This is a genomic window from Streptomyces sp. NBC_00425, assembly GCF_036030735.1.
Classification (GTDB): Bacteria; Actinomycetota; Actinomycetes; order Streptomycetales; family Streptomycetaceae; genus Streptomyces.
The window spans coordinates 3,087,918-3,110,188 of sequence record NZ_CP107928.1 but is presented as its reverse complement, the minus strand read 5'-3'; the positions used below and the strand labels follow the sequence as shown (position 1 = coordinate 3,110,188).

Here is a 22,271-nt window from a genome sequence, read left to right as displayed (position 1 = left end):
CTGGGTGTCTTCTGAGCACAGGGGGCAGTAGCTCTCGGGCCCCGCCTGGTTTGATCGGGCGTGGATACCCAGTAGTAACGGGCATGGCGAAAAGTAGCACCCAGGCACAGTGGTAACGGTCGACCCCTGCGGGAGGGACAAGTGGAGTCTGGCGCAGCGACGCGGGGCACTAAGACGCGCGCGAAAGGCGGACAGTCTCTGAGCAGGCCGCGTACACCACGTGGCGGGACCACTGTCGTGGACACGGCAGCTCTGAACCGCTTGCTCGTCGCTCTGGTGTCCATGAGGGAGGGGAACTTCCGCAAGCGGCTCACGGTCTCCGGCGACGGCGTGATGTCGGAGATCGCCGCCGTGTTCAACGAGGTGGCGGACCGCAATCTGCATCTCACGGGTGAGCTGTCGCGGGTGCGACGCATGGTGGGACGTGAGGGGAAGCTCACCGAGCGGCTGGAGACGGGCGCCTGTGAGGGGTCCTGGGCGACGGCCGTCGACAACTCGAACGCGCTGGTCGACGACCTGGTCCGCCCGGTCTCCGAGGTCGGGCGGGTGCTGTCGGCGGTCGCCGAGGGCGATCTGTCGCCGCGTATGGAGCTCAGGACGCAGACGCCGGACGGGGCGGCCGGGCAGCCGTTGCGCGGGGAGTTCCTGAAGGTCGGGCGGACCGTCAACAACCTCGTCGACCAGCTGTCGACGTTCACCGACGAGGTCACGCGCGTGGCCAGCGAGGTGGGCACCGAGGGCAAGCTGGGCGGTCAGGCCCAGGTGCGCGGTATGTCGGGTTCGTGGAAGGACCTCACGGAGTCCGTCAACACCATGGCGTACCGGCTGACGGCGCAGGTGCGGGACATCGCGCTGGTGACGACGGCGGTGGCCAAGGGTGATCTGTCACGGAAGGTGACGGTTCACGTCGAGGGCGAGATGCTCGAGCTGAAGAACACCGTCAACACGATGGTGGACCAGCTCTCCGCGTTCTCGGTCGAGGTGACGCGGGTCGCCCGCGAGGTGGGCACCGAGGGCATCCTCGGCGGCCAGGCGCAGGTGTCCGGTGTCGACGGTGTGTGGAAGGAACTCACCGATTCGGTGAACACCATGGCCGGGAACCTGACGGCCCAGGTGCGCGGGATCGCGGAGGTGACGACGGCGGTCGCCAACGGTGACCTGTCGCAGAAGGTGACGGTGTCGGCGCGCGGCGAGGTCGCACAGCTCGCCGACACGATCAACCAGATGACCGAGACGCTGCGGACCTTCGCCGACGAGGTCACGCGTGTCGCCAACGAGGTGGGTGCCGCGGGGCAGCTGGGCGGCCAGGCGAACGTGCCGGGCGCGGCCGGCACCTGGAAGGATCTGACGGACTCCGTCAACACCGTCTTCAGGAACCTCACCACCCAGGTGCGGGACATCGCGGCCGTGACGACGGCCGTGGCCAGCGGTGATCTGTCGCAGAAGGTCACGGTGGACGTGGCCGGCGAGATGCTGGAGCTGAAGAACACCGTCAACGGGATGGTCGACCAGCTGTCGGCGTTCGGCGCAGAGGTCACGCGTGTGGCGCGCGAGATCGGCGTCGAGGGCGAGCTCGGCGGTCAGGCGCAGGTGTCGGGCGCGGCCGGCACCTGGAAGGACCTGACGGACTCCGTCAACACGGCGTTCAGGAATCTCACCGGACAGGTGAGGAACATCGCGCAGGTCACCACGGCGGTGGCCAACGGAGACCTGTCGCAGAAGGTCACCGTGGACGTGTCCGGCGAGATGGCGCAGCTGAAGAACACCGTGAACACGATGGTGGACCAGCTGTCGTCGTTCGCCGACCAGGTGACGCGGATGGCCCGGGACGTGGGCACCGAGGGCCGGCTCGGCGGTCAGGCGCGGGTGGACGGCGTGTCGGGCACCTGGAAGGAGCTCACCGACTCCGTCAACTCCATGGCGGGGAACCTGACCTCGCAGGTGCGCAACATCGCGCAGGTGACGACGGCGGTGGCGCGGGGCGACCTGTCGCAGAAGATCGACGTGGACGCGCGCGGGGAGATCCTCGAGCTGAAGAACACCATCAACACGATGGTCGACCAGCTCTCCGCGTTCGCCGATCAGGTGACCCGGGTCGCGCGTGACGTGGGCACCGAGGGCCGGCTGGGCGGTCAGGCGCAGGTGCCGGGCGTGGCGGGCGTGTGGCGGGACCTGACGGACTCGGTGAACGGCATGGCCGGGAACCTCACCGCCCAGGTGCGCAACATCGCCCAGGTGGCCACGGCGGTGGCCCGCGGTGACCTCTCCCAGAAGATCACCGTGGACGCGCGCGGGGAGATCCTCGAGCTGAAGAACACCCTGAACACGATGGTCGACCAGCTGTCGTCGTTCGCCCAGGAGGTCACACGGGTGGCCCGTGAGGTGGGTACGGAGGGGCAGCTCGGCGGACAGGCCGAGGTGCAGGGCGTCTCCGGTACCTGGAAGGACCTCACGCAGTCGGTGAACTTCATGGCGAACAACCTGACCATTCAGGTGCGCCAGATCGCCGACGTCACGACCGCCGTCGCCAAGGGCGATCTGTCGAAGAAGATCACCGTCGACGCCAAGGGCGAGATCCTCGAGCTCGTCACCACCGTGAACACGATGGTCGATCAGCTGTCCTCCTTCGCGGAGCAGGTGACCCGGGTGGCCCGCGAGGTGGGCACCGAGGGAATCCTGGGCGGCCAGGCGTACGCGTCGGGCGTCACGGGCATCTGGAAGGACCTCACCGACAACGTCAACCTGATGGCCAAGAACCTGACCATGCAGGTGCGCAACATCTCCCAGGTGGCGGCGGCCGTCGCCAACGGAGACCTGACCCGTACGGTGACGATCGAGGCGCGCGGCGAGGTCCAGCAGCTCGCCGACACCTTCAACACGATGGTGAAGACGCTGAGTTCGTTCGCCGAGCAGGTCACCAAGGTGGCTCGTGAGGTGGGCACGGACGGCATCCTGGGCGGGCAGGCGCATGTGCCGGGCGTGGCGGGCACGTGGAAGGACCTCACCGACTCGGTGAACGGCATGGCGTCCAACCTGACGGGTCAGGTGCGCAACATCGCCATGGTCACGACGGCCATCGCCAAGGGTGACCTGACGAAGAAGATCGACATCGACGCGCGCGGGGAGATCCTCGAGCTGAAGACCACGATCAACACGATGGTCGACCAGCTGTCGTCGTTCGCCGAGGAGGTCACCCGCGTCGCCCGCGAGGTGGGCACCGAGGGGCAGCTGGGCGGTCAGGCACGCGTGCGTGACGTGGACGGCACCTGGCGCGACCTGACCGAGTCGGTGAACGAGATGGCCGGGAACCTGACCCGTCAGGTGCGGGCCATCGCGCGCGTGGCGACGGCGGTGACGCGCGGCGACCTGAACCTGAAGATCGACGTGGACGCGTCCGGGGAGATCCAGGAGCTCCAGGACTACATCAACAAGATGATCGCCAACCTCCGCGACACCACGATCGCCAACAAGGAGCAGGACTGGCTCAAGGGCAACCTCGCGCGCGTGTCCGCCCTGATGCAGGGCCGGCGCGACCTGCAGGACGTGGCCTCGCTGATCATGAGCGAGCTGCCGCCCCTGGTGGCCGCGCAGCACGGCGCGTTCTTCCTGGCGATGCCGCCGGCCGACGGTGACGCGGATCTGTACGAGCTGCGGATGCTGGGCTCGTACGGCTACTCGATGGGATCGATGCCGTCGTCGTTCCGGCCGGGCGAGGCGCTGGTGGGGACGGCGGCCGAGGAGAAGCGCACGATCCTCGTCGCGAACGCCCCGAGCGGCTATCTGAAGATCTCCTCGGGGCTCGGCGAGGCGCCGCCCGCGCAGGTGATCGTGCTGCCGGTGCTGTTCGAGGGTCAGGTGCTCGGCGTGATCGAACTGGCGTCGTTCACGCCGTTCACACAGATCCAGAAGGACTTCCTCAACCAGCTCGCCGAGATGATCGCGACCAGCGTCAACACGATCTCCGTCAACACCAAGACGGAGCAGCTGCTGAAGCAGTCGCAGGAGCTGACCGAGCAACTGCGGGAGCGGTCGGCCGAGTTGGAACAGCGGCAGAAGGCGCTGCAGGCGTCCAACGCCGAACTGGAGGAGAAGGCCGAGCTGCTGGCCCAGCAGAACCGCGACATCGAGGTGAAGAACACCGAGATCGAGGAGGCGCGGCAGGTGCTGGAGGAGCGGGCCGAGCAGCTCGCGGTGTCGATGCGCTACAAGAGCGAGTTCCTGGCGAACATGTCGCACGAGCTGCGGACGCCGCTGAACTCGCTGCTGATCCTCGCCAAGCTGCTCGCCGACAACGCGGACACCAACCTCACGCCGAAGCAGGTCGAGTTCGCCGAGACGATCCACGGGGCGGGATCCGACCTGCTGCAGCTGATCAACGACATCCTCGACCTGTCGAAGGTCGAGGCGGGCAAGATGGACGTGTCGCCGACGCGGATCGCGCTCGTGCAGCTCGTGGACTACGTGGAGGCCACCTTCCGTCCGCTGACCGCGGAGAAGGGGCTCGACCTGTCGGTGCGGGTGTCGCCGGAGCTGCCGGCCACGCTGCACACCGACGAGCAGCGGCTTCTGCAGGTGCTGCGCAACCTGCTGTCCAACGCGGTGAAGTTCACCGACTCCGGGTCGGTGGAGCTGGTCATCCGGCCGGCCGGGGCGGAGGTGCCGGTGGCGATCCGCGAGCAGCTGCTCGAGGCGGGGTCGCTGACCGACGCGGATGCGCCGCTGATCGCGTTCTCGGTGACCGACACCGGCATCGGGATCGCGGCCAGCAAGATGCGGGTGATCTTCGAGGCGTTCAAGCAGGCGGACGGCACCACCAGCCGTAAGTACGGCGGTACCGGCCTCGGGCTGTCGATCTCGCGGGAGATCGCGCAGTTGCTCGGCGGTGAGATCCACGCGCAGAGCGAGACGGGTCGTGGGTCGACGTTCACGCTGTACCTGCCACTGCACCCGAGCGAGCTGCCGCCGCAGGGCTACCAGCAGATCGTGCCCGCTCTGGAGGCCGGTGACCTGGTGGCCTCCGAGAACGGGGCGGTGGAGCCGTCGGAGCTGTCCGAGACGGAGATCCGGATGCCGGCCGAGGTGAAGTCGTACCAGGACGCGCAGAACGGCCCGGCGGCTCTGTTCCGGCGGCGTCGCCGACTGGTGAGCGGTGAGCAGGTCGGCAGGCCTGAGCAGTGGCCGTCCCGCGGACAGCAGACGGGGACGCAGGCGCGCCCGGGCATCCGGTTCGGCGGGGAGAAGGTGCTGATCGTCGACGACGACATCCGCAACGTGTTCGCGCTGACCAGTGTCCTGGAGCAGCACGGTCTGTCGGTGCTGTACGCGGAGAACGGCCGGGAGGGCATCGAGGTCCTGGAGCAGCACGACGACGTGGCGGTCGTCCTGATGGACATCATGATGCCCGAGATGGACGGGTATGCGACGACGAGTGCGATCCGTCGGATGCCCCAGTTCTCCGGTCTGCCGATCATCGCGCTGACCGCGAAGGCGATGAAGGGGGACCGGGAGAAGGCGATCGAGTCGGGCGCCTCCGACTATGTGACCAAGCCCGTCGACCCCGATCACCTGCTGACCGTGATGCAGCAGTGGATGCGGGGCGAGTGACGAGGGTCCTCGGCGTGACCGACGCCTCCTGCGCGACGGGAACTCGCGAAGGCCGCCGGGAGTTGTTGACTCAGGGTGGCCGGTTCCGTGTAGCGGGGCGGAATTCGGGGAACCTTCTGGTCTTCTGCTGCGTTCCTGCTACGTGCACAGTGACATCACGGTGACAGGGTGTGGCGACGGTCGGGGTGCGGCTACCATGACCGGCACAAGGAAGGGCGGCGTACAGGAGTCGTCCCCAGGGGCGGCGCCCGGTGCACTGCCGGGGCGAGGAGGGCGGGCCATGGTGCAGAAGGCCAAGATCCTCCTGGTCGATGACCGGCCGGAGAATCTGCTGGCGCTGGAGGCGATCCTCTCGGCGCTCGATCAGACGCTGGTGCGGGCATCGTCCGGGGAAGAGGCGCTCAAGGCACTGCTGACGGACGACTTCGCGGTCATTCTGCTGGACGTCCAGATGCCGGGAATGGACGGCTTCGAAACGGCCGCGCACATCAAGCGGCGGGAGCGGACCCGGGACATCCCGATCATCTTCCTCACCGCGATCAACCACGGGCCGCACCACACCTTCCGCGGTTACGCGGCGGGCGCGGTGGACTACATCTCCAAGCCGTTCGATCCGTGGGTGCTGCGCGCGAAGGTCTCGGTGTTCGTCGAGCTGTACATGAAGAACTGCCAGCTCCGCGAGCAGGCGGCGCTGTTGCGGCTGCAGTTGGAGGGCGGCGGCAAGGCCGCCACAGGCGGCGCCAAGGAGGCGGCCGGTCTGCTGGCCGAGCTCTCCGCGCGGCTCGCGGCCGTCGAGGAGCAGGCGGAGGCACTGTCCAAGCAGCTCGACGACGAGTCGGCGGACGCGGCCGCGGTGGCTACGGCCGCGCATCTGGAGCGCAAACTCACGGGTCTGCGCCGGGCGCTGGACGCCCTGGAGCCGGGCGCCGGCAGCGGCACGGCCTCCGTGTCGTCGCAGAACTGAACAGAACTGGCGCGTGCGGCGCACGGAGTTGCGCATGACAACGCGTCAGTTCTTTTGTCCCGCACCGCGGACACGTCACTTCACGGTGTCCGCGAGGGCGACACGAACGGGTGAAGCAGTGGGCACACGTGTCCCTTGCGGTCTCCACCGGTAACCTCACCTCCATGGCCTCACGTCCTTCCGCAGCCAAGAAGCAGCCCGCCAAGAAGGCGGCGGCTCCCGCGAAGGCTGTGGCGAAGCAGGCCGCCGCCAGGAAGGCCGTCCCGAAGAAGGCGCCGGCGAAGAAGGCGCCTGCCAGGAAGGCCGCGGCGAGGAAGCCCGCGCCGGCGCCGGCGCCCAGTCCCACCGGGGGCGTCTACCGCCTCGTCCGCGCCGTCTGGCTAGGGCTGGCGCACGCCGTCGGCGCGGTGTTCCGCGGCATAGGGAACGGCGCGAAGAACCTCGACCCGGCCCACCGCAAGGACGGTGTCGCACTGCTGCTGCTGGGCCTCGCCCTGATCGTCGCCGCGGGCACCTGGGCCGACCTGCGCGGCCCCGTCGGCGACCTCGTCGAGATCCTGGTGACCGGCTCGTTCGGTCGGCTCGACCTGCTCGTGCCGATACTGCTGGCGGTCATCGCCGTGCGCTTCATCCGGCACCCGGAGAAGCCCGAGGCCAACGGCCGCATCGTGATCGGTCTGTCCGCGCTCGTCATCGGCGTGCTCGGGCAGGTCCACATCGCCTGCGGCGCGCCCGCGCGCAGCGCCGGCATGCAGGCCATAAGGGACGCCGGCGGTCTCATCGGCTGGGGCGCGGCGACGCCGCTGACCTACGCCATGGGCGAGGTGCTCGCCGTGCCGCTGCTGGTGCTGCTCACGGTCTTCGGGCTGCTCGTCGTCACCGCGACCCCCGTCAACGCGATCCCGCAGCGGCTGCGGCAGCTCGGGGTGCGGCTGGGCGTGCTGCACGATCCCGAGACGTACGAGTACGACGAGTTCTCGGACGACGAGCGTTATGACGAGCAGTGGCGCGAGGCGCTGCCAGGCCGCCCCCGACGGCGCTCGGGCGCGCCCGGGGCGTACGACCCCGACAGCGCCGAGCAGGACGCGCTCTCGCAGCGGCGCGGCCGGCCCCGGCGCTCGGCGGTGCCGCAACCGGCCATGGACCGGCAGCCGGACGCCGTGGACATCGCGGCGGCCGCCGCGGCCGACCTCGACGGCGCCGTCCTGCACGGGATGCCGCCCTCGCGGATCGTCGCCGACCTCACCCAGGGCGTCAGCGTGGGCGACCGGGAGCCGACGACGCCGACACCCGTGCCGGCACCGGCCGCGGCGGCCGTCCCCGCACCGTCGGCGCGCCCCAGGCAGGACAAGCTCAGGACCGACGGAGCCGTGCCGGACCTGACCAAGTCGGCCCCCGAACACTCGCGCGAGCTGCCGCCGCGCGCCGAGCAGCTCCAGCTCTCCGGTGACATCACCTATGCGCTGCCCTCGCTCGACCTTCTGGAGCGCGGCGGCCCCGGCAAGGCGCGCAGCGCGGCCAACGACGTCGTGGTCGCGTCGCTGACGAACGTCTTCACCGAGTTCAAGGTCGACGCCGCCGTCACCGGCTTCACCCGTGGGCCGACGGTCACCCGCTACGAGGTCGAGCTCGGTCCCGCCGTGAAGGTCGAGCGGATCACCGCCCTCGCCAAGAACATCGCCTACGCCGTGGCCAGCCCCGACGTGCGGATCATCAGCCCCATCCCCGGCAAGTCCGCGGTCGGCATCGAGATCCCGAACACCGACCGCGAGATGGTCAACCTCGGCGACGTGCTGCGACTGGCCGAGTCCGCCGAGGACGACGACCCGATGCTGGTCGCCTTCGGCAAGGACGTCGAAGGCGGTTACGTCATGCACTCGCTGGCGAAGATGCCGCACATCCTGGTCGCCGGCGCCACCGGCTCCGGCAAGTCGTCCTGCATCAACTGTCTGATCACCTCGGTCATGATGCGGGCGACCCCCGAGGACGTCCGGATGATCCTGGTCGACCCCAAGCGGGTGGAGCTGACGGCCTACGAAGGCATCCCGCACCTGATCACGCCGATCATCACCAACCCGAAGCGGGCGGCCGAGGCGCTCCAGTGGGTCGTGCGCGAGATGGACCTGCGCTACGACGACCTCGCCGCCTACGGCTACCGGCACATCGACGACTTCAACCGCGCCGTGCGCGAGGGGAACGTCAAGTCGCCCGAGGGCAGCGAGCGCGAGCTCCAGCCGTACCCCTATCTGCTGGTGATCGTCGACGAGCTCGCGGACCTGATGATGGTGGCGCCACGGGACGTGGAGGACTCCATCGTGCGCATCACGCAGCTCGCGCGCGCGGCGGGAATCCACCTGGTGCTGGCCACACAGCGCCCGTCCGTCGACGTCGTCACCGGTCTGATCAAGGCGAACGTGCCCTCGCGGCTCGCTTTCGCCACCTCCTCGCTCGCCGACTCGCGGGTCATCCTCGACCAGCCGGGCGCCGAGAAGCTGATCGGCAAGGGCGACGGACTGTTCCTGCCGATGGGCGCGAACAAGCCCACCCGTATGCAGGGCGCCTTCGTGACCGAGGCCGAGGTCGCGGCCGTCGTCCAGCACTGCAAGGACCAGATGGCCCCGGTCTTCCGGGACGACGTCACCGTGGGAACGAAGCAGAAGAAGGAGATCGACGAGGACATCGGCGACGACCTGGACCTGCTGTGCCAGGCGGCCGAGCTGGTCGTCTCCACGCAGTTCGGGTCGACGTCCATGCTCCAGCGCAAGCTGCGGGTCGGCTTCGCCAAGGCCGGCCGGCTGATGGACCTCATGGAGTCGCGGAACATCGTCGGGCCCAGCGAGGGGTCCAAGGCGCGTGACGTTCTGGTGAAGCCGGACGAGTTGGACGGCGTCCTCGCGGTGATCCGAGGGCAGTCTGAGGGGTAGACGTCAGTCGAGGGAACCGGGTGCCGGCCGTGACTCACCCGTTAGAAAACGCTGAGCAACCGTTTCCCTTTGCCGTACGTCCAGTTGAGCGAGAGGCAGGTGCGGTTCCCCGTCCGGGGTCCGTGACCGGCCCGTCATCGATGTGTCCGGGCCATACCGATGGCGTACAAAGTCCCACCGTCCGGTTGCCCCTCCCTTCGGCACCCCCCCTAGACTGAACCTCCAGCACAGGTGGCTACACGCTCGAAAGGCGCCCCCGTGTCCATCGGCAACTCCCCTGAAGACGAGCGTCCGTTCGAAGACCCGTCCGAGGAAGCCCCCTTCTCCATCGGCCGTGCCCTGCAGCAGGCGCGCATCGCGGCCGGGCTGACCGTCGACGACGTCAGCACGGCCACCCGGGTGCGCATCGCCATCGTCCACGCGATCGAGGCGGACGATTTCACCCCCTGCGGCGGGGACGTCTACGCGCGCGGGCACATCCGGACCCTGGCCAGGGCCGTCCGCCTGGATCCCGCCCCCCTGATGGACCGGTACGACGCCACCCACGGCGGCCGCCCCGCGCCGACCCCCGCGGCACCCCTGTTCGAGGCGGAGCGCATCCGCCCCGAGCGCCGCGGACCCAACTGGACCGCCGCCATGGTCGCCGCGATCGTCGCGGTCGTCGGCTTCGTCGGCTTCACCGCCTTCAAGGGCGGCGACGACGGCGGGTCCAAGGACCAGGTCGCCGAGGGCGCCACCCCCACGACCGGCAAGACCGCCTCGCCGACGCCGAAGATCGAGAAGCCGGTCGACGAGAAGCCGGAGCCCTCCGACAGCGCCATCGCCGCGGCGCCGCAGGACAAGGTGACCGTCAAGGTCGTCGCCGCCGACGGGCGCAGCTGGGTCTCCGTCAAGGACCACACCGGCCGCCTGCTCTTCGACGACCTGCTCAAGAAGGGCGCCTCCCAGACCTTCCAGGACAGCGAGAAGATCAACCTGATCCTCGGCGACGCCGGCGCCGTCGATCTCTACGTCAACGGCAAGAAGCTGAACGATGACTTCCAGCCGGGCGCGGTGGAGCGACTGACGTACACGAAGGGCGACCCGCAGGTCGGATGAGCGGGCGTTTCCCGGCGTGACGGGGGCGTACGACGGGGTCGGCGAAGATCGTCAACCCCGTCGACGTCCGGTGTCGGCAGGACAAAGTAGTCTTGAGCCCATGCCTGAACGCCGTACCGTCGCACTCGTCACTCTTGGCTGCGCCCGCAACGAGGTGGACTCGGAGGAGCTCGCAGGCCGTTTGGAGGCGGACGGCTGGCAGCTCGTGGAGGACGCCGAGGACGCGGACGTCGCCGTCGTCAACACCTGCGGCTTCGTCGACGCCGCCAAGAAGGACTCCGTCGACGCCCTCCTGGAAGCCAACGACCTCAAGGGGCACGGCAGAACCCGAGCCGTCGTGGCCGTGGGCTGTATGGCCGAGCGGTACGGCAAGGAGCTCGCAGAGGCCCTTCCCGAAGCCGACGGCGTGCTCGGTTTCGACGACTACACCGACATCTCCGACCGCCTCCAGACCATTCTGAACGGCGGCATCCACGCCTCCCACACCCCGCGTGACCGGCGCAAGCTGCTGCCGATCAGCCCGGCCGAGCGCCAGGCGGCGACCGATGTGGCGCTGCCCGGCCACGGCGCGCCGACCGACCTCCCCGAGGGCCTGGCCCCGCAGTCCGGCCCCCGCGCACCCCTGCGCCGACGGCTGGACGGCGCTCCGGTCGCCTCCGTCAAGCTCGCCTCCGGCTGTGACCGGCGCTGCTCCTTCTGCGCCATCCCGTCGTTCCGCGGCTCCTTCATCTCGCGCCGCCCGAGCGACGTGCTGAACGAGACGCGGTGGCTGGCCGAGCAGGGCGTCAAGGAGGTCATGCTGGTCTCCGAGAACAACACCTCCTACGGCAAGGACCTCGGCGACATCCGCCTGCTGGAGTCGTTGCTGCCCGAGCTCGCCGAGGTCGACGGCCTGGAGCGGGTGCGCGTCAGCTACCTCCAGCCGGCCGAGATGCGCCCCGGTCTGATCGACGTGCTGACCTCGACGCCGAAGATCGCGCCCTATTTCGACCTGTCCTTCCAGCACTCCGCGCCCGGCGTGCTGCGCGCGATGCGCCGCTTCGGCGACACCGACCGCTTCCTGGAGCTCCTGGACACCATCCGTGGCAAGGCGCCCCAGGCGGGCGTGCGCTCCAACTTCATCGTGGGCTTCCCCGGCGAGTCCGAGGCCGACCTGGCGGAGCTGGAGCGGTTCCTGAACGGCGCACGGCTGGACGCGATCGGCGTCTTCGGCTACTCCGACGAGGACGGCACCGAGGCCGCGACGTACGACGGCAAACTCGACGTGGACGTCGTGGCCGAGCGGCTCGCCCGGGTCTCCCGGCTGGCCGAGGAGCTCGTCTCGCAGCGCGCCGATGAACGCCTCGGTGAGACCGTCCACGTGCTCGTGGAGTCGATCGACGACGAGGGCGTGCACGGCCGGGCCGCGCACCAGGCGCCGGAGACGGACGGCCAGGTGCTGCTCACGTCGGGCGAGGGCCTGGGCATCGGTCGTATGGTCGAGGCGAAGGTGATCGGCACGGAAGGCGTCGACCTGGTGGCCGAGCCTCTGCAGGGCTCGTTCGGGTGTAGTGAGGAGGCGGGCAGATGACGGGTGTTCCGGCATCGGCCGCGGGCGGCTCCCCGCCCGCGTCGGCCGCGCAGTCCGCCGCCGCGCAGTCCGCCGCCGCGCGGGCCGCGGAGGGCGAGCAGGCCACGGTGACGGCTCTGGGCCCCACCGCCGCCGACGTCGCCGCGCTCGCCGAGGCGGAGGGCGACTCACGGCCGCCGCGCGGCGCGAAGCTCGCGGCCGCCGCCGTCAACCAGGCCAGCGTGTGGAACATCGCCAATCTTCTGACGATGCTCCGGCTGATCCTGGTGCCCGGCTTCGTCGCGCTGATGCTGGCCGACGGCGGATACGACCCGGCGTGGCGCTCGTTCGCCTGGGCTGCCTTCGCCGTCGCCATGATCACCGATCTGTTCGACGGGCACCTGGCCCGCACGTACGACCTCGTCACCGACTTCGGGAAGATCGCCGACCCCATCGCCGACAAGGCGATCATGGGAGCGGCGCTGATCTGCCTCTCCTCGCTCGGCGACCTGCCGTGGTGGGTGACGATCGTGATCCTCGGCAGGGAACTCGGGATCACCCTCATGCGTTTCGTGGTCATCCGCTACGGCGTCATCCCGGCGAGCCGGGGCGGCAAGCTGAAGACGCTCGTCCAGGGCATCGCCGTCGGGATGTACGTCCTGGCGCTGACGGGATGGCTGGCGACCCTGAGGTGGTGGGTGATGGCCGCGGCGGTCGTCCTGACCGTGGTGACCGGGCTCGACTATGTGAGACAGGCCATCGTGCTGCGCCGGGCGGGAATCGCCGAGCGCGAAGCCGCGGCGGAGGAGACGCAGGCGTGAACTCCACGGCCGCCGACGTGGTGCGACTACTCACAGCGACGGGTGACACGCTCGCCGTGGCCGAGTCGTTGACCGGTGGTCTGGTCGCGGCGGAGATCACGTCGGTCCCCGGAGCGTCCAAGGTCTTCCGCGGTTCGGTGACGGCGTACGCCACCGAGCTCAAGCACCGGCTGCTCGGCGTCGACGTCGGCCTGCTGGCGGCCCGGGGCGCGGTGGACGCGCAGGTCGCGGCCCAGATGGCGGCCGGCGTGCGCAAGGCGCTGGGCGCCGACTGGGGTCTGGCGACCACCGGCGTGGCCGGCCCGGACGCCCAGGACGGCCAGCCCGTGGGCACGGTCTTCGTGGCCGTGGACGGACCGTTCGGCCCCGATCCCGGTTCTGCCGCTGGCGGAAAAGTGGAGGCCCTGCGGTTGAACGGCGACCGGGCGGAAATTCGTAGAGAGAGTGTACGGAGCGTACTCGCACTGCTCCTGACAGAGCTTGCGGGCGAACACACCGGGAATGAGCGGGCACAGGATACGGAACAGAACGGGGGGTTTTGATGTTTGCAGCCCTGAGTGAACACGACATCGCTCCCCGCACGGCCGCAGCGCGAGGCGGTACGGTGGGGCGTGAAGGATGCGGCTACGCGGTCCGAGGAGGGAGCCACCGATGATTCTGCTCCGTCGCCTGCTGGGTGACGTGCTGCGTCGGCAGCGCCAGCGCCAGGGCCGTACTCTGCGCGAAGTCTCCTCGTCCGCCCGAGTCTCACTCGGCTATCTCTCCGAGGTGGAGCGGGGGCAGAAGGAGGCATCCTCCGAGCTGCTCTCCGCCATCTGCGACGCGCTGGACGTACGGATGTCCGAGCTCATGCGGGAAGTGAGCGATGAGCTCGCCCTCGCGGAGCTGGCACAGTCGGCAGCGGCCACCCCCAGCCAGCCTGTGCCCACGTCGGTTCGTCCGATGCTGGGTTCCGTGTCGGTGACCGGTGTGCCTCCGGAGCGGGTGACCATCAAGGCACCCGCCGAGGCGGTGGACGTGGTCGCCGCGTGAGACGCGTGTGCGTCGGCCTCTGAGCCGACGCGGGCACGTGCGCAGGTACGTGCACTGGCAAGTGTGAGGCCCCGGCCGGGGCTTCTCCGGGAAGATCCGGAGAAGGTGCGGTCGGGGTTTTTCGCGTCCCGGGTCCGTTTGCCGGTGTCGGCGGTCGAGGTCATCGTGGAGAGGCACCGCGGGGGCCGACCACCGGAGGTACGGATGTACGTCGTGAAGAGTCCCCTGTCCGATGCAGACCTGAAGATCGTCTCGCAGGCGCTCCAGGGCGCACTCGTCGATCTGGTCGACCTGTCGCTCGTCGCCAAACAGGTCCACTGGAACGTCGTCGGGCCGCGCTTCCGGTCCGTGCACCTCCAGCTCGACGAGGTCGTGGACGTCGCCCGCGCCCACTCCGACACGGTGGCGGAGCGCGCCTCGGCGCTGGGCGTCTCGCCGGACGGGCGCGCGGCCACCGTGGCGTCCGGCAGCGGGATCGACGCGGTGGCTGCGGGCTGGGTCAAGGACTCCGACGCGATCGGGACGCTGGTCGCCGCTCTGGGAGCGGTGATCACCCGTATGCGGGAACGGGTGGCGGCCACCGGCGACGCGGACCCGGTGAGCCAGGACATCTTCATCGGGATCACCGCCGATCTCGAGAAGCATCACTGGATGTTCCAGGCCGAGAACGCGTGAGGCTGCGGCCTTGTCGGGCCGTACGGCGGCGGCCTCGGCCGGCCGAGCGGGTGTGGTGTTCCGGGCCGGTCGGCCGGTTCGGTCGGTGTGTGCCTCTGGGGCGGTCGAGCGGTCGGGCGCTCGGGTGGTCCGGTGGTCCGGTGGCGTGCTGGTCCGGCTGGTCGGCGGGGTGCTGGTCCGGGTCGTCCGGTGGCGTTGCTGCCCAGGGTGCTTCGGCTCGTCCACGGGGTGTGGGTGGCGCGGTGGAGAGTGCGGTGCGCCGATGTGCCATTCGTGCGCCCTGCCGGACTCGGGGACGCGCGCTTAGCGTCGCTGTCGTCCCGGTGCGTGGTCGCGGCGTGGTACCGGCGTGGTCGCGGGCACGGCCCGCTCCTCGCACGGGCTGCGCCGGGTCCGGAGCCCGCGGGACCGGGTGTGGAAGGCCCGGTGGTCATGAGGGGTTTCGCGCGCGGGAGCGCTCCGGGTGAGGCTCGGGCCGACAGGAGGCGACGGGGCTGTGGCGAGGCGAATAGCCGGAGGCGGTCGGGGACGTGTGCGTGTGGCCGCCGTCGGCCTGGGTCTGGGAGCCGGGGCCCTGTGGTGGTGGGCTGTGGTGCGGCTCGCGGTGGCGCCGGACGCCGGTGTGCTGGAGGGCGCGGTCGCGGCCGGCGGCTGGGGTCTGAGCCTGCTTCCGGTGCACTGTGTGGCCAAGGCGCGGGCGGTGGGCGCGGTCGCCGACGGGCGGTGGCGTGATGCCTGGCGGGGGGACGGACGCGGCGGCCCGGCACGCGAGGACCGTGGTGACGGAGGCGTCGGAGGCGTCGGATGCGATGGCGGGGACGGCGGGGACTGTGGAGGGGGCGGCGAGGCACCGGGGAGGGCGTGACGTGAGGAGGGCGTGGTGCGGGCGGGCCGCGGGAGGCGTGGCCCGCGCGGCGGCCGGGAGACGCCGTCGGCTACCAGGGCATGGCCACGCCGCCGTTCGGGCGGAGGATCTGGCCCGTCGTGAACGCCGACGCGTCCGAGGCCAGGTGGAGGACGGCGTGGGCGATGTCCTCCGGTTCGCCGACCCGGCCCAGCGGTGACATCCGCGACATGAGCGCCTCTGTGTGCGCCTGTGCGCCGGTGTCGTGGCGGTCGGTCATCGGGGTGCGGATCCAGCCCGGGGCGACGGCGTTGACACGGATGCCGTGCCGGCCTACCTCCGTCGCCAGGGTCTTCGTCAGCTGGACGACGGCTGCCTTGGCGGCGCCGTAGCACAGCAGACCGGGGCCGCCGGTGTCCACGGCTCCGGACGCCATGGTGACGATGCTGCCCTTCGTACCGCGTGCCAGCATCAGCCGGGCCGCCTCCTGGCACGCGTACAGCACGCCCTTGAAGTTGACGGCCAGGACCCGGTCGAGGTCCTCGTCGCGGGTCTCCAGGACCGGGCTGCGGTGCATGATCCCGGCGACCGCCGCCATGACGTCCAGGCGCTCGCACGACTCCACGGCCTGCCGCACCTGGACCCGGTCGGTGACGTCGAGGTGGTGGGTGTGGGCGGCGCCGCCCTGGGCCTTGATCAGGGTCGCCGTCTCGTGCAGACCCTGGGCGTCCCGGTCCGCGCCGTGGACGGTGGCGCCCGCCTGGGCCAGCAGAACGGCACAGGCGCGGCCGATTCCGCTGGCGGCGCCGGTGACGAATGCGATGCGTCCGGTGAGGTCGTACGCCTTCACGGCCATGACAGGACGGTACGAGCATTTCTGACGGCCCGTCAATCAGTCGGCGTTCACCGCGCGGTGCGGGGACCAGAGCCGGGACGGGTGCCGGGCCGGGCCAGGCGCGTCGGCGGTGAGCCGGGCGCCGGGGCCGGGCCCGTCTGGCAGACAGGGCACCAGTACGTGGGGCGTTCCCGGGAGCCGTCGCCCTGGTCGGCCACCCGGATCGGGGCGCCGCAGCGCAGACAGGGGCGGAAGGCACGGCCGTAGACGAACAGGTCCTGGCCGCGGCGACCGGTCGTGTTGCGGTTCGGACGGTCGCGGTTGGCCTCCAGGAGCTTTTTCGCCAGTGCGGGGAGCTTCGCGGCGCGATCGGCGGGGAGGGTGCCGACCGGGAGCCACGGCGTGGCGCCGAGGAGGAAACAGAGCTCGCTCTTGAAGACGTTCCCGATGCCGGCGAGATTGCGCTGGTCGAGGAGGGCCTCGCCGAGGGCCCGGGCGGGGTCGGCGAGGAGGTTGGCGAGTGCCTGCTCGGGGTCCCAGTCGGGGCCCAGCAGGTCGGGGCCGAGGTGGCCCACGGCCCGCTGCTCCTCGCCGGTGCGCAGCAGTTCGAGAACGGGCAGGCGGTAGCCGACGGCCGTGCGGTCGTGGGTGCCGAGAACGGCCCGGATCTGGTGCTCCGGGCCGCCGGTCCACCGCTGGCCGTTCGCGTACACCTTCCAGGCGCCGTCCATCCGCAGGTGCGAGTGGAGTGTCAGGCCGCCTTCCACCCGGGTGAGGAGGTGCTTGCCGCGCGCGGTGACGTCGAGGACGGCGCGGCCGGTGAGGTCGGAGGTGGCGAACTTGGGGACGCGCAGATCAGAGCGGGTCAGCACCTTGCCCGCGAGGGCGTCGTGCAGTCGCCTCGCGGCCTGGAGGACGGTGTCGCCTTCGGGCATGCGTCAAGGGTGACACGGGGGAGACGGGCGGGCTCGGGGGACGCAGGTCGCTGATCGTCATGCGCGCAGCCGCAGGCCTCGGGGGGTCGCGATGAAGCCCGCTCCTTCCAGCAGGGCGCCGATGGGCGAGGTGAGGGCCGAGCCGCCGTTGACGCGCTCCACCGTGACCGTGCCCAGGGCGCCCGCGCGTGCGGCCTCGGCGAGCGCCTGCGCGGCGGTGTGCAGCCGTGGGTCGTCGGCGGGTGCGCCCTCACCGTCCGGAGCGGAGGGCCAGGCCAGCAGGGACTTGCCGCCGCGCTCCATGTAGAGCGTCAGTTCTCCGTCGACGAGGACCACCAGGGAGCCGGCCTTGCGGCCGGGTTTGTGGCCGGCGCCGTTCGGCGGCTCGGGCCAGCCGAGGGCGGCACCGTACGCGTTCGCGGGGTCGGCGGCGGCGAGGACGACGGCGCGGGAGGCGGCGGACGTGTCGCGGCCGCCGTGGCCGGACCTGCCGGCGAAGTGCGCGCCGTTCGGGAACGCGCCGCCGCCACGAGGTCCGCCCGGGCCGGGGGAGGCGAGATCGCGCGGCGAGACGTACTCGTCCGGGGAGGCCGGGCCGCTTCGCGGGGCGAGCGGGGAGGCGAAGGAGGCGCGGTCACCCGGGATGTTCCACGCGTCGTCGGCCGGGAGGTCGTCGGGGAAGACGAAGTCCTCCTGGGCGTGCGCGGTCGGGTTCGGGCCGGGCAGGGGCTCGCCGCGGTCGCGGGCGTTGGCCACCGCGCGCAGGCGGTCCACGGCGCCGTCCATGGCGAACTGGGCGGCGCCGAGGCCTTCGACGACGTACCCACGGCGGGCCTGACCGCTCTCCTCGAAGACGGACAGGATGCGGTACGTCGCGGAGAAGCCGCCCTCGACGCCCTCGGCGGCGACCGCTCCGCGCGTCACCACGCCGTGCCGGTCGAGGAGCGTACGGGCGAGTGCGTGGGCGCGGACCGTGGGATCGGGCTCGTGGGCGGGGAGGAGGGACCAGCGGCCGGCGACGGTCGGGGGGCCGCCGCGGGAGGCGGGGCGGGCCGCGGCCGTCAGCGAGCCGTAGCGGCCGCGCGGGACCGCGCGCTTGGCGCGGTGGGCCGTGGACCCGGCCGTGCGGCCCGAGCCCAGCAGGGAGCGCATCGGGGTCAGCGTGTCGTTGGTGAGCCGGCCGGACCATGCCAGATCCCAGAGGGCGTCGGCGAGTTGGGGGTCCGTGACGTCGGGGTGGGTGGTGGCGCGGACCTGGTCGGTGATCTGACGGAAGAACAGGCCGTAGCCCGCGGAGAGCGCGTCCAGCACGGACTGGTGCAGCGCCGTCAGCTCCAGCGGGTGCGGTGGGGGGAGCAGCAGGGGCGCGGCGTCCGCCACGTACAGGGAGATCCAGCCGTCCTTTCCGGGGAGGCCGCCCGCGCCGGCCCAGACCACCTCGCCCGTCGCCGTGAGTTCGTCGAGCATCGCGGGGGTGTAGTCGCGCACGCGGGACGGCAGGACGAGCTTCTCCAGGGCCGACGCGGGCACCGACGCACCCTGCAACTGCTCGATGGCGCGCACCAGTCCGTCGACGCCGCGCAGCGAGTGACCCCTGCCGATGTGCTGCCACTGGGGCAGGAACTGGGCGAGCGCCGGCGGTGGCACCGGTTCCAGTTCGTGCCGCAGGGCGGCCAGGGATCGGCGGCGCAGCCGGCGCAGGACCGTCGCGTCGCACCACTCCTGGCCGATGCCCGCCGGGTGGAACTCGCCCTGGACGACGCGCCCTCCCGCCGCGAGCCGCTGGAGGGCGCCCTCGGTGACCGCCGCGCCCAGGCCGAAGCGGGCGGCGGCGCCGGCGGACGTGAAGGGGCCGTGGGTGCGGGCGTGGCGGGCGAGGAGGTCGCCGAGAGGGTCCTTCACGGGTTCCGTGAAGGCTTCCGGCACGCCGACCGGGAGTGCCGTGCCGAGCGCGTCGCGCAGCCGTCCCGCGTCCTCGATCGCGGCCCAGTGGTCGGCTCCGGCGATACGGACCCGGATGGCGCGGCGTGCGGCGGCCAGTTCTTGCGCCCACTGCGGTTCGGCGCCCCGCTCGGACAGCTCGGCGTCGGTGAGCGGGCCGAGGAGGCGCAGCAGGTCTGCCACGCCCTCGGCGTCCTTCGCCCGGCGGTCCTCGGTGAGCCACTGGAGTTCCTGTTCCAGTTCGGCGAGGACGTCGGCGTCGAGCAGTTCGCGCAGTTCCGCCTGGCCGAGCAGTTCGGCCAGCAGGCGTGAGTCCAGGGAGAGGGCGGCGGCGCGGCGCTCGGCGAGCGGGGAGTCCCCCTCGTAGAGGAACTGGGCGACGTAGCCGAAGAGCAGGGAACGGGCGAAGGGGGACGGCTCCGCGGTGGTGACCTCGACCAGGCGCACCTTGCGCGACTCCAGGTCGCCCATCAGCTCCACGAGGCCGGGGACGTCGAACACGTCCTGGAGGCACTCGCGGATCGCTTCCAGCACGATCGGGAAGGAGCCGAACTCGCTCGCCACCTGCAGCAACTGGGCGGCGCGCTGACGCTGCTGCCACAGCGGGGTGCGCCTGCCCGGGTTGCGGCGCGGCAGCAGCAGCGCGCGGGCGGCGCACTCGCGGAAGCGAGCCGCGAACAGGGCCGAGCCGCCGACCTGGTCGGTGACGATCTGATCGACCTCGCCCTTGTCGAAGACGACGTCCGCCGCGCCGACCGGGGCCTGTTCGGCGTCGTACTCCGCGCCGGCCTTCAGCGGTTCCTGGTCGAGGAGGTCCAGGCCCATCAGATCGGCGTCGGGCAGCCGCAGCACGATCCCGTCGTCGGCGTGCATCACCTGGGCGTCCATGCCGTACCGCTCGGAGAGCTTCGCCCCCAGCGCGAGCGCCCAGGGGGCGTGCACCTGGGCGCCGAACGGGGAGTGGACGACGACGCGCCAGTCCCCCAGCTCGTCGCGGAAGCGCTCGACGACGATCGTGCGGTCGTCGGGGATGTGGCCGCAGGCCTGGCGCTGCTCGTCCAGGTAGGAGAGCACGTTGTCGGCCGCCCACGCGTCGAGGCCCGCCGTGAGCAGGCGCAGCCGGGCGTCCTCCTTGGAGAGCGAGCCGACCTCGCGCAGGAACGCGCCCACCGCGCGGCCGAGCTCCAGCGGCCGGCCCAGCTGGTCGCCCTTCCAGAACGGCAGACGACCCGGAACGCCGGGGGCGGGGGAGACCAGGACCCGGTCGCGGGTGATGTCCTCGATGCGCCAGGAGCTGGTGCCGAGGGTGAAGACGTCACCCACGCGGGACTCGTAGACCATCTCCTCGTCGAGTTCACCGACCCGGCCGCCGCCCTTCTTGGGGTCGGAGCCCGCCAGGAAGACGCCGAACAGACCCCGGTCGGGGATCGTGCCCCCGGAGGTGACGGCGAGGCGCTGGGCTCCCGGGCGGCCGGTGACCGTCCCCGCGACCCGGTCCCACACCACGCGCGGGCGCAGCTCGGCGAACGCGTCGGACGGATAGCGGCCGGCCAGCATGTCCAGGACGGCCGTGAACGCGGACTCCGGAAGCGCCGCGAAGGGAGCGGCGCGGCGGACCAGGGCCAGCAGGTCGTCCACCTGCCAGGTGTCGAGGGCCGTCATCGCGACGAGCTGCTGCGCCAGGACGTCCAACGGGTTGGCGGGCACCCGCAGGGACTCGATCGAGCCCGTGCGCATCCGCTCGGTCACCACGGCCGCCTGGACGAGGTCGCCCCGGTACTTCGGGAAGACCACGCCGGTGGACACCGCGCCCACCTGGTGCCCGGCACGCCCGACACGCTGGAGACCGGAGGCCACCGAGGGCGGCGACTCCACCTGCACGACGAGGTCCACCGCCCCCATGTCGATGCCGAGCTCGAGACTGGAGGTCGCCACCACGGCCGGCAGCCGGCCCGCCTTGAGGTCCTCCTCCACCAGGGCCCGCTGCTCCTTGGAGACCGAGCCGTGGTGGGCGCGCGCGATGACGCTCGGGGCTCCCTGGGCGGCGCCGGAGCCGCCCATCAACTGGGCGGGGGAGTGATGCTCGCCCAGCGGCTCGCCGGTGGCGCGCTCGTAGGCGATCTCGTTGAGCCGGTTGCACAGGCGCTCGGCGAGACGGCGCGAGTTGGCGAACACGATGGTCGAGCGGTGGGCCTGGACGAGGTCGGTGATCCGCTCCTCGACGTGCGGCCAGATCGAGGGGCGTTCGGCTCCTTCGGTGCCCTCGGCCACCGGAGAGCCGCCCAGCTCGCCCAGATCCTCCACGGGGACGACGACCGAGAGGTCGAACTCCTTGCCGGACTTCGGCTGGACGATCTCCACCTTGCGGTGCGGGGAGAGATAGCGGGCCACCTCGTCGACCGGACGGACCGTGGCCGACAGGCCGATGCGACGGGCGGGCCTGGGCAGCAGCTCGTCCAACCGCTCCAGGGAGAGGGCGAGGTGCGCGCCGCGCTTGGTCCCCGCCACCGCGTGCACCTCGTCCAGGATCACCGACTCGATGCCGGTCAGCGCGTCGCGGGTGGCCGACGTGAGCATCAGGAACAGCGACTCCGGCGTCGTGATCAGGATGTCCGGCGGGCGGGTGGACAAGGCGCGGCGCTCGGCGGGCGGGGTGTCGCCGGAACGGATGCCGACCTTGATCTCGGGCTCGACCAGGCCCAGACGCACGGACTCCTGACGGATGCCGGTCAGCGGACTGCGCAGGTTGCGCTCCACGTCGACCGCGAGGGCCTTGAGCGGGGAGACGTAGAGGACCCGGCAGCGCTTCTTCGGGTCGGCGGGCGGCGGCGTCGACGCCAGCTGGTCCAGGGCGGCCAGAAAGGCGGCCAGCGTCTTGCCGGAACCGGTCGGGGCCACCACCAGCACGTCGGAGCCCTCGCCGATGGCTCGCCACGCGCCGGCCTGGGCCGCGGTGGGCGCGGAGAACGCCCCCGTGAACCAGGCGCGGGTCGCGGGGGAGAAGCCGTCGAGGGCTCGATGAGCGGAGCTGACCATGCGTCCATCCTGC

General features: G+C 71.3%; 13 protein-coding genes. 10 read left to right on the top strand and 3 right to left on the bottom strand.

The features are described 5' to 3' along the window. Positions 1-141 precede the first annotated feature (141 nt). The 10 genes from OHS82_RS12985 to OHS82_RS12940 all read left to right on the top strand — a co-directional run bounded on the left by OHS82_RS12985 (position 142) and on the right by OHS82_RS12940 (position 15,532). Entirely contained in the window at positions 142-5,604 is a 5,463-nt protein-coding gene (locus tag OHS82_RS12985; RefSeq protein WP_079041003.1) for a HAMP domain-containing protein, read from the top strand. A 280-nt stretch (positions 5,605-5,884) separates the two neighbouring features. Beyond that, complete coding sequence (locus OHS82_RS12980; RefSeq protein WP_057575285.1) at positions 5,885-6,568, top strand: response regulator; 684 nt, start codon at positions 5,885-5,887, stop codon at positions 6,566-6,568. Between the two features lie 164 nt (positions 6,569-6,732). Continuing rightward, the gene (locus tag OHS82_RS12975) at positions 6,733-9,492 is read left to right on the top strand and encodes a DNA translocase FtsK (RefSeq protein WP_199863690.1); all 2,760 of its coding nucleotides are present in this window, start codon (positions 6,733-6,735) and stop codon (positions 9,490-9,492) included. Positions 9,493-9,750: 258 nt separating this feature from the next. Continuing rightward, the gene (locus OHS82_RS12970) at positions 9,751-10,590 is read left to right on the top strand and encodes a helix-turn-helix domain-containing protein (RefSeq protein WP_057575287.1); all 840 of its coding nucleotides are present in this window, start codon (positions 9,751-9,753) and stop codon (positions 10,588-10,590) included. Between the two features lie 100 nt (positions 10,591-10,690). Beyond that, positions 10,691-12,160: a 30S ribosomal protein S12 methylthiotransferase RimO gene (gene rimO / locus OHS82_RS12965; RefSeq protein WP_079041004.1), complete on the top strand. Its 1,470-nt coding sequence runs from the start codon at positions 10,691-10,693 to the stop codon at positions 12,158-12,160. After that, positions 12,157-12,960, top strand: coding sequence for a CDP-diacylglycerol--glycerol-3-phosphate 3-phosphatidyltransferase (gene pgsA / locus OHS82_RS12960; protein WP_328433895.1), 804 nt, complete (start codon positions 12,157-12,159; stop codon positions 12,958-12,960). The genes rimO and pgsA overlap by 4 nt, the downstream gene beginning before the upstream one ends. Next, positions 12,957-13,502 (top strand): CinA family protein, encoded by a 546-nt coding sequence (locus OHS82_RS12955; RefSeq protein WP_328433894.1) that lies wholly within the window; start codon positions 12,957-12,959, stop codon positions 13,500-13,502. Before pgsA ends, OHS82_RS12955 begins: the two co-directional genes overlap by 4 nt. A gap of 109 nt (positions 13,503-13,611) precedes the next feature. After that, positions 13,612-13,992, top strand: a complete 381-nt coding sequence (locus tag OHS82_RS12950) for a helix-turn-helix domain-containing protein (protein ID WP_057575292.1) — start codon at positions 13,612-13,614, stop codon at positions 13,990-13,992. Positions 13,993-14,196: 204 nt separating this feature from the next. Further along, positions 14,197-14,667: a Dps family protein gene (locus OHS82_RS12945; protein ID WP_057575294.1), complete on the top strand. Its 471-nt coding sequence runs from the start codon at positions 14,197-14,199 to the stop codon at positions 14,665-14,667. A gap of 538 nt (positions 14,668-15,205) precedes the next feature. After that, complete coding sequence (locus tag OHS82_RS12940) at positions 15,206-15,532, top strand: hypothetical protein (RefSeq protein WP_443061779.1); 327 nt, start codon at positions 15,206-15,208, stop codon at positions 15,530-15,532. A 70-nt stretch (positions 15,533-15,602) separates the two neighbouring features. Here the strand turns inward: OHS82_RS12940 and OHS82_RS12935 are convergent, their stop codons facing one another. The 3 genes from OHS82_RS12935 to OHS82_RS12925 are packed head-to-tail and all read right to left on the bottom strand — an operon-like array spanning position 15,603 to position 22,258. After that, positions 15,603-16,367 (bottom strand): SDR family NAD(P)-dependent oxidoreductase, encoded by a 765-nt coding sequence (locus OHS82_RS12935; protein WP_328433893.1) that lies wholly within the window; start codon positions 16,365-16,367, stop codon positions 15,603-15,605. Between the two features lie 47 nt (positions 16,368-16,414). Continuing rightward, entirely contained in the window at positions 16,415-17,281 is an 867-nt protein-coding gene (locus tag OHS82_RS12930; protein ID WP_057575300.1) for an Fpg/Nei family DNA glycosylase, read from the bottom strand. 57 nt (positions 17,282-17,338) lie between these two features. Continuing rightward, positions 17,339-22,258, bottom strand: a complete 4,920-nt coding sequence (locus tag OHS82_RS12925) for an ATP-dependent helicase (RefSeq protein ID WP_328433892.1) — start codon at positions 22,256-22,258, stop codon at positions 17,339-17,341. Positions 22,259-22,271: the final 13 nt, after the last annotated feature.

Coding starts and splice junctions, on each gene's coding strand:
- OHS82_RS12980 (WP_057575285.1), top strand. CDS start 5,885: ATGGTGCAGAAGGCCAAGATCCTCCTGGTCGATGACCGGCCGGAGAAT.
- OHS82_RS12935 (WP_328433893.1), bottom strand. CDS start 16,367: ATGGCCGTGAAGGCGTACGACCTCACCGGACGCATCGCATTCGTCACC.
- OHS82_RS12925 (WP_328433892.1), bottom strand. CDS start 22,258: ATGGTCAGCTCCGCTCATCGAGCCCTCGACGGCTTCTCCCCCGCGACC.
- pgsA (WP_328433895.1), top strand. CDS start 12,157: ATGACGGGTGTTCCGGCATCGGCCGCGGGCGGCTCCCCGCCCGCGTCG.
- OHS82_RS12945 (WP_057575294.1), top strand. CDS start 14,197: ATGTACGTCGTGAAGAGTCCCCTGTCCGATGCAGACCTGAAGATCGTC.
- OHS82_RS12950 (WP_057575292.1), top strand. CDS start 13,612: ATGATTCTGCTCCGTCGCCTGCTGGGTGACGTGCTGCGTCGGCAGCGC.
- OHS82_RS12975 (WP_199863690.1), top strand. CDS start 6,733: ATGGCCTCACGTCCTTCCGCAGCCAAGAAGCAGCCCGCCAAGAAGGCG.
- OHS82_RS12930 (WP_057575300.1), bottom strand. CDS start 17,281: ATGCCCGAAGGCGACACCGTCCTCCAGGCCGCGAGGCGACTGCACGAC.
- rimO (WP_079041004.1), top strand. CDS start 10,691: ATGCCTGAACGCCGTACCGTCGCACTCGTCACTCTTGGCTGCGCCCGC.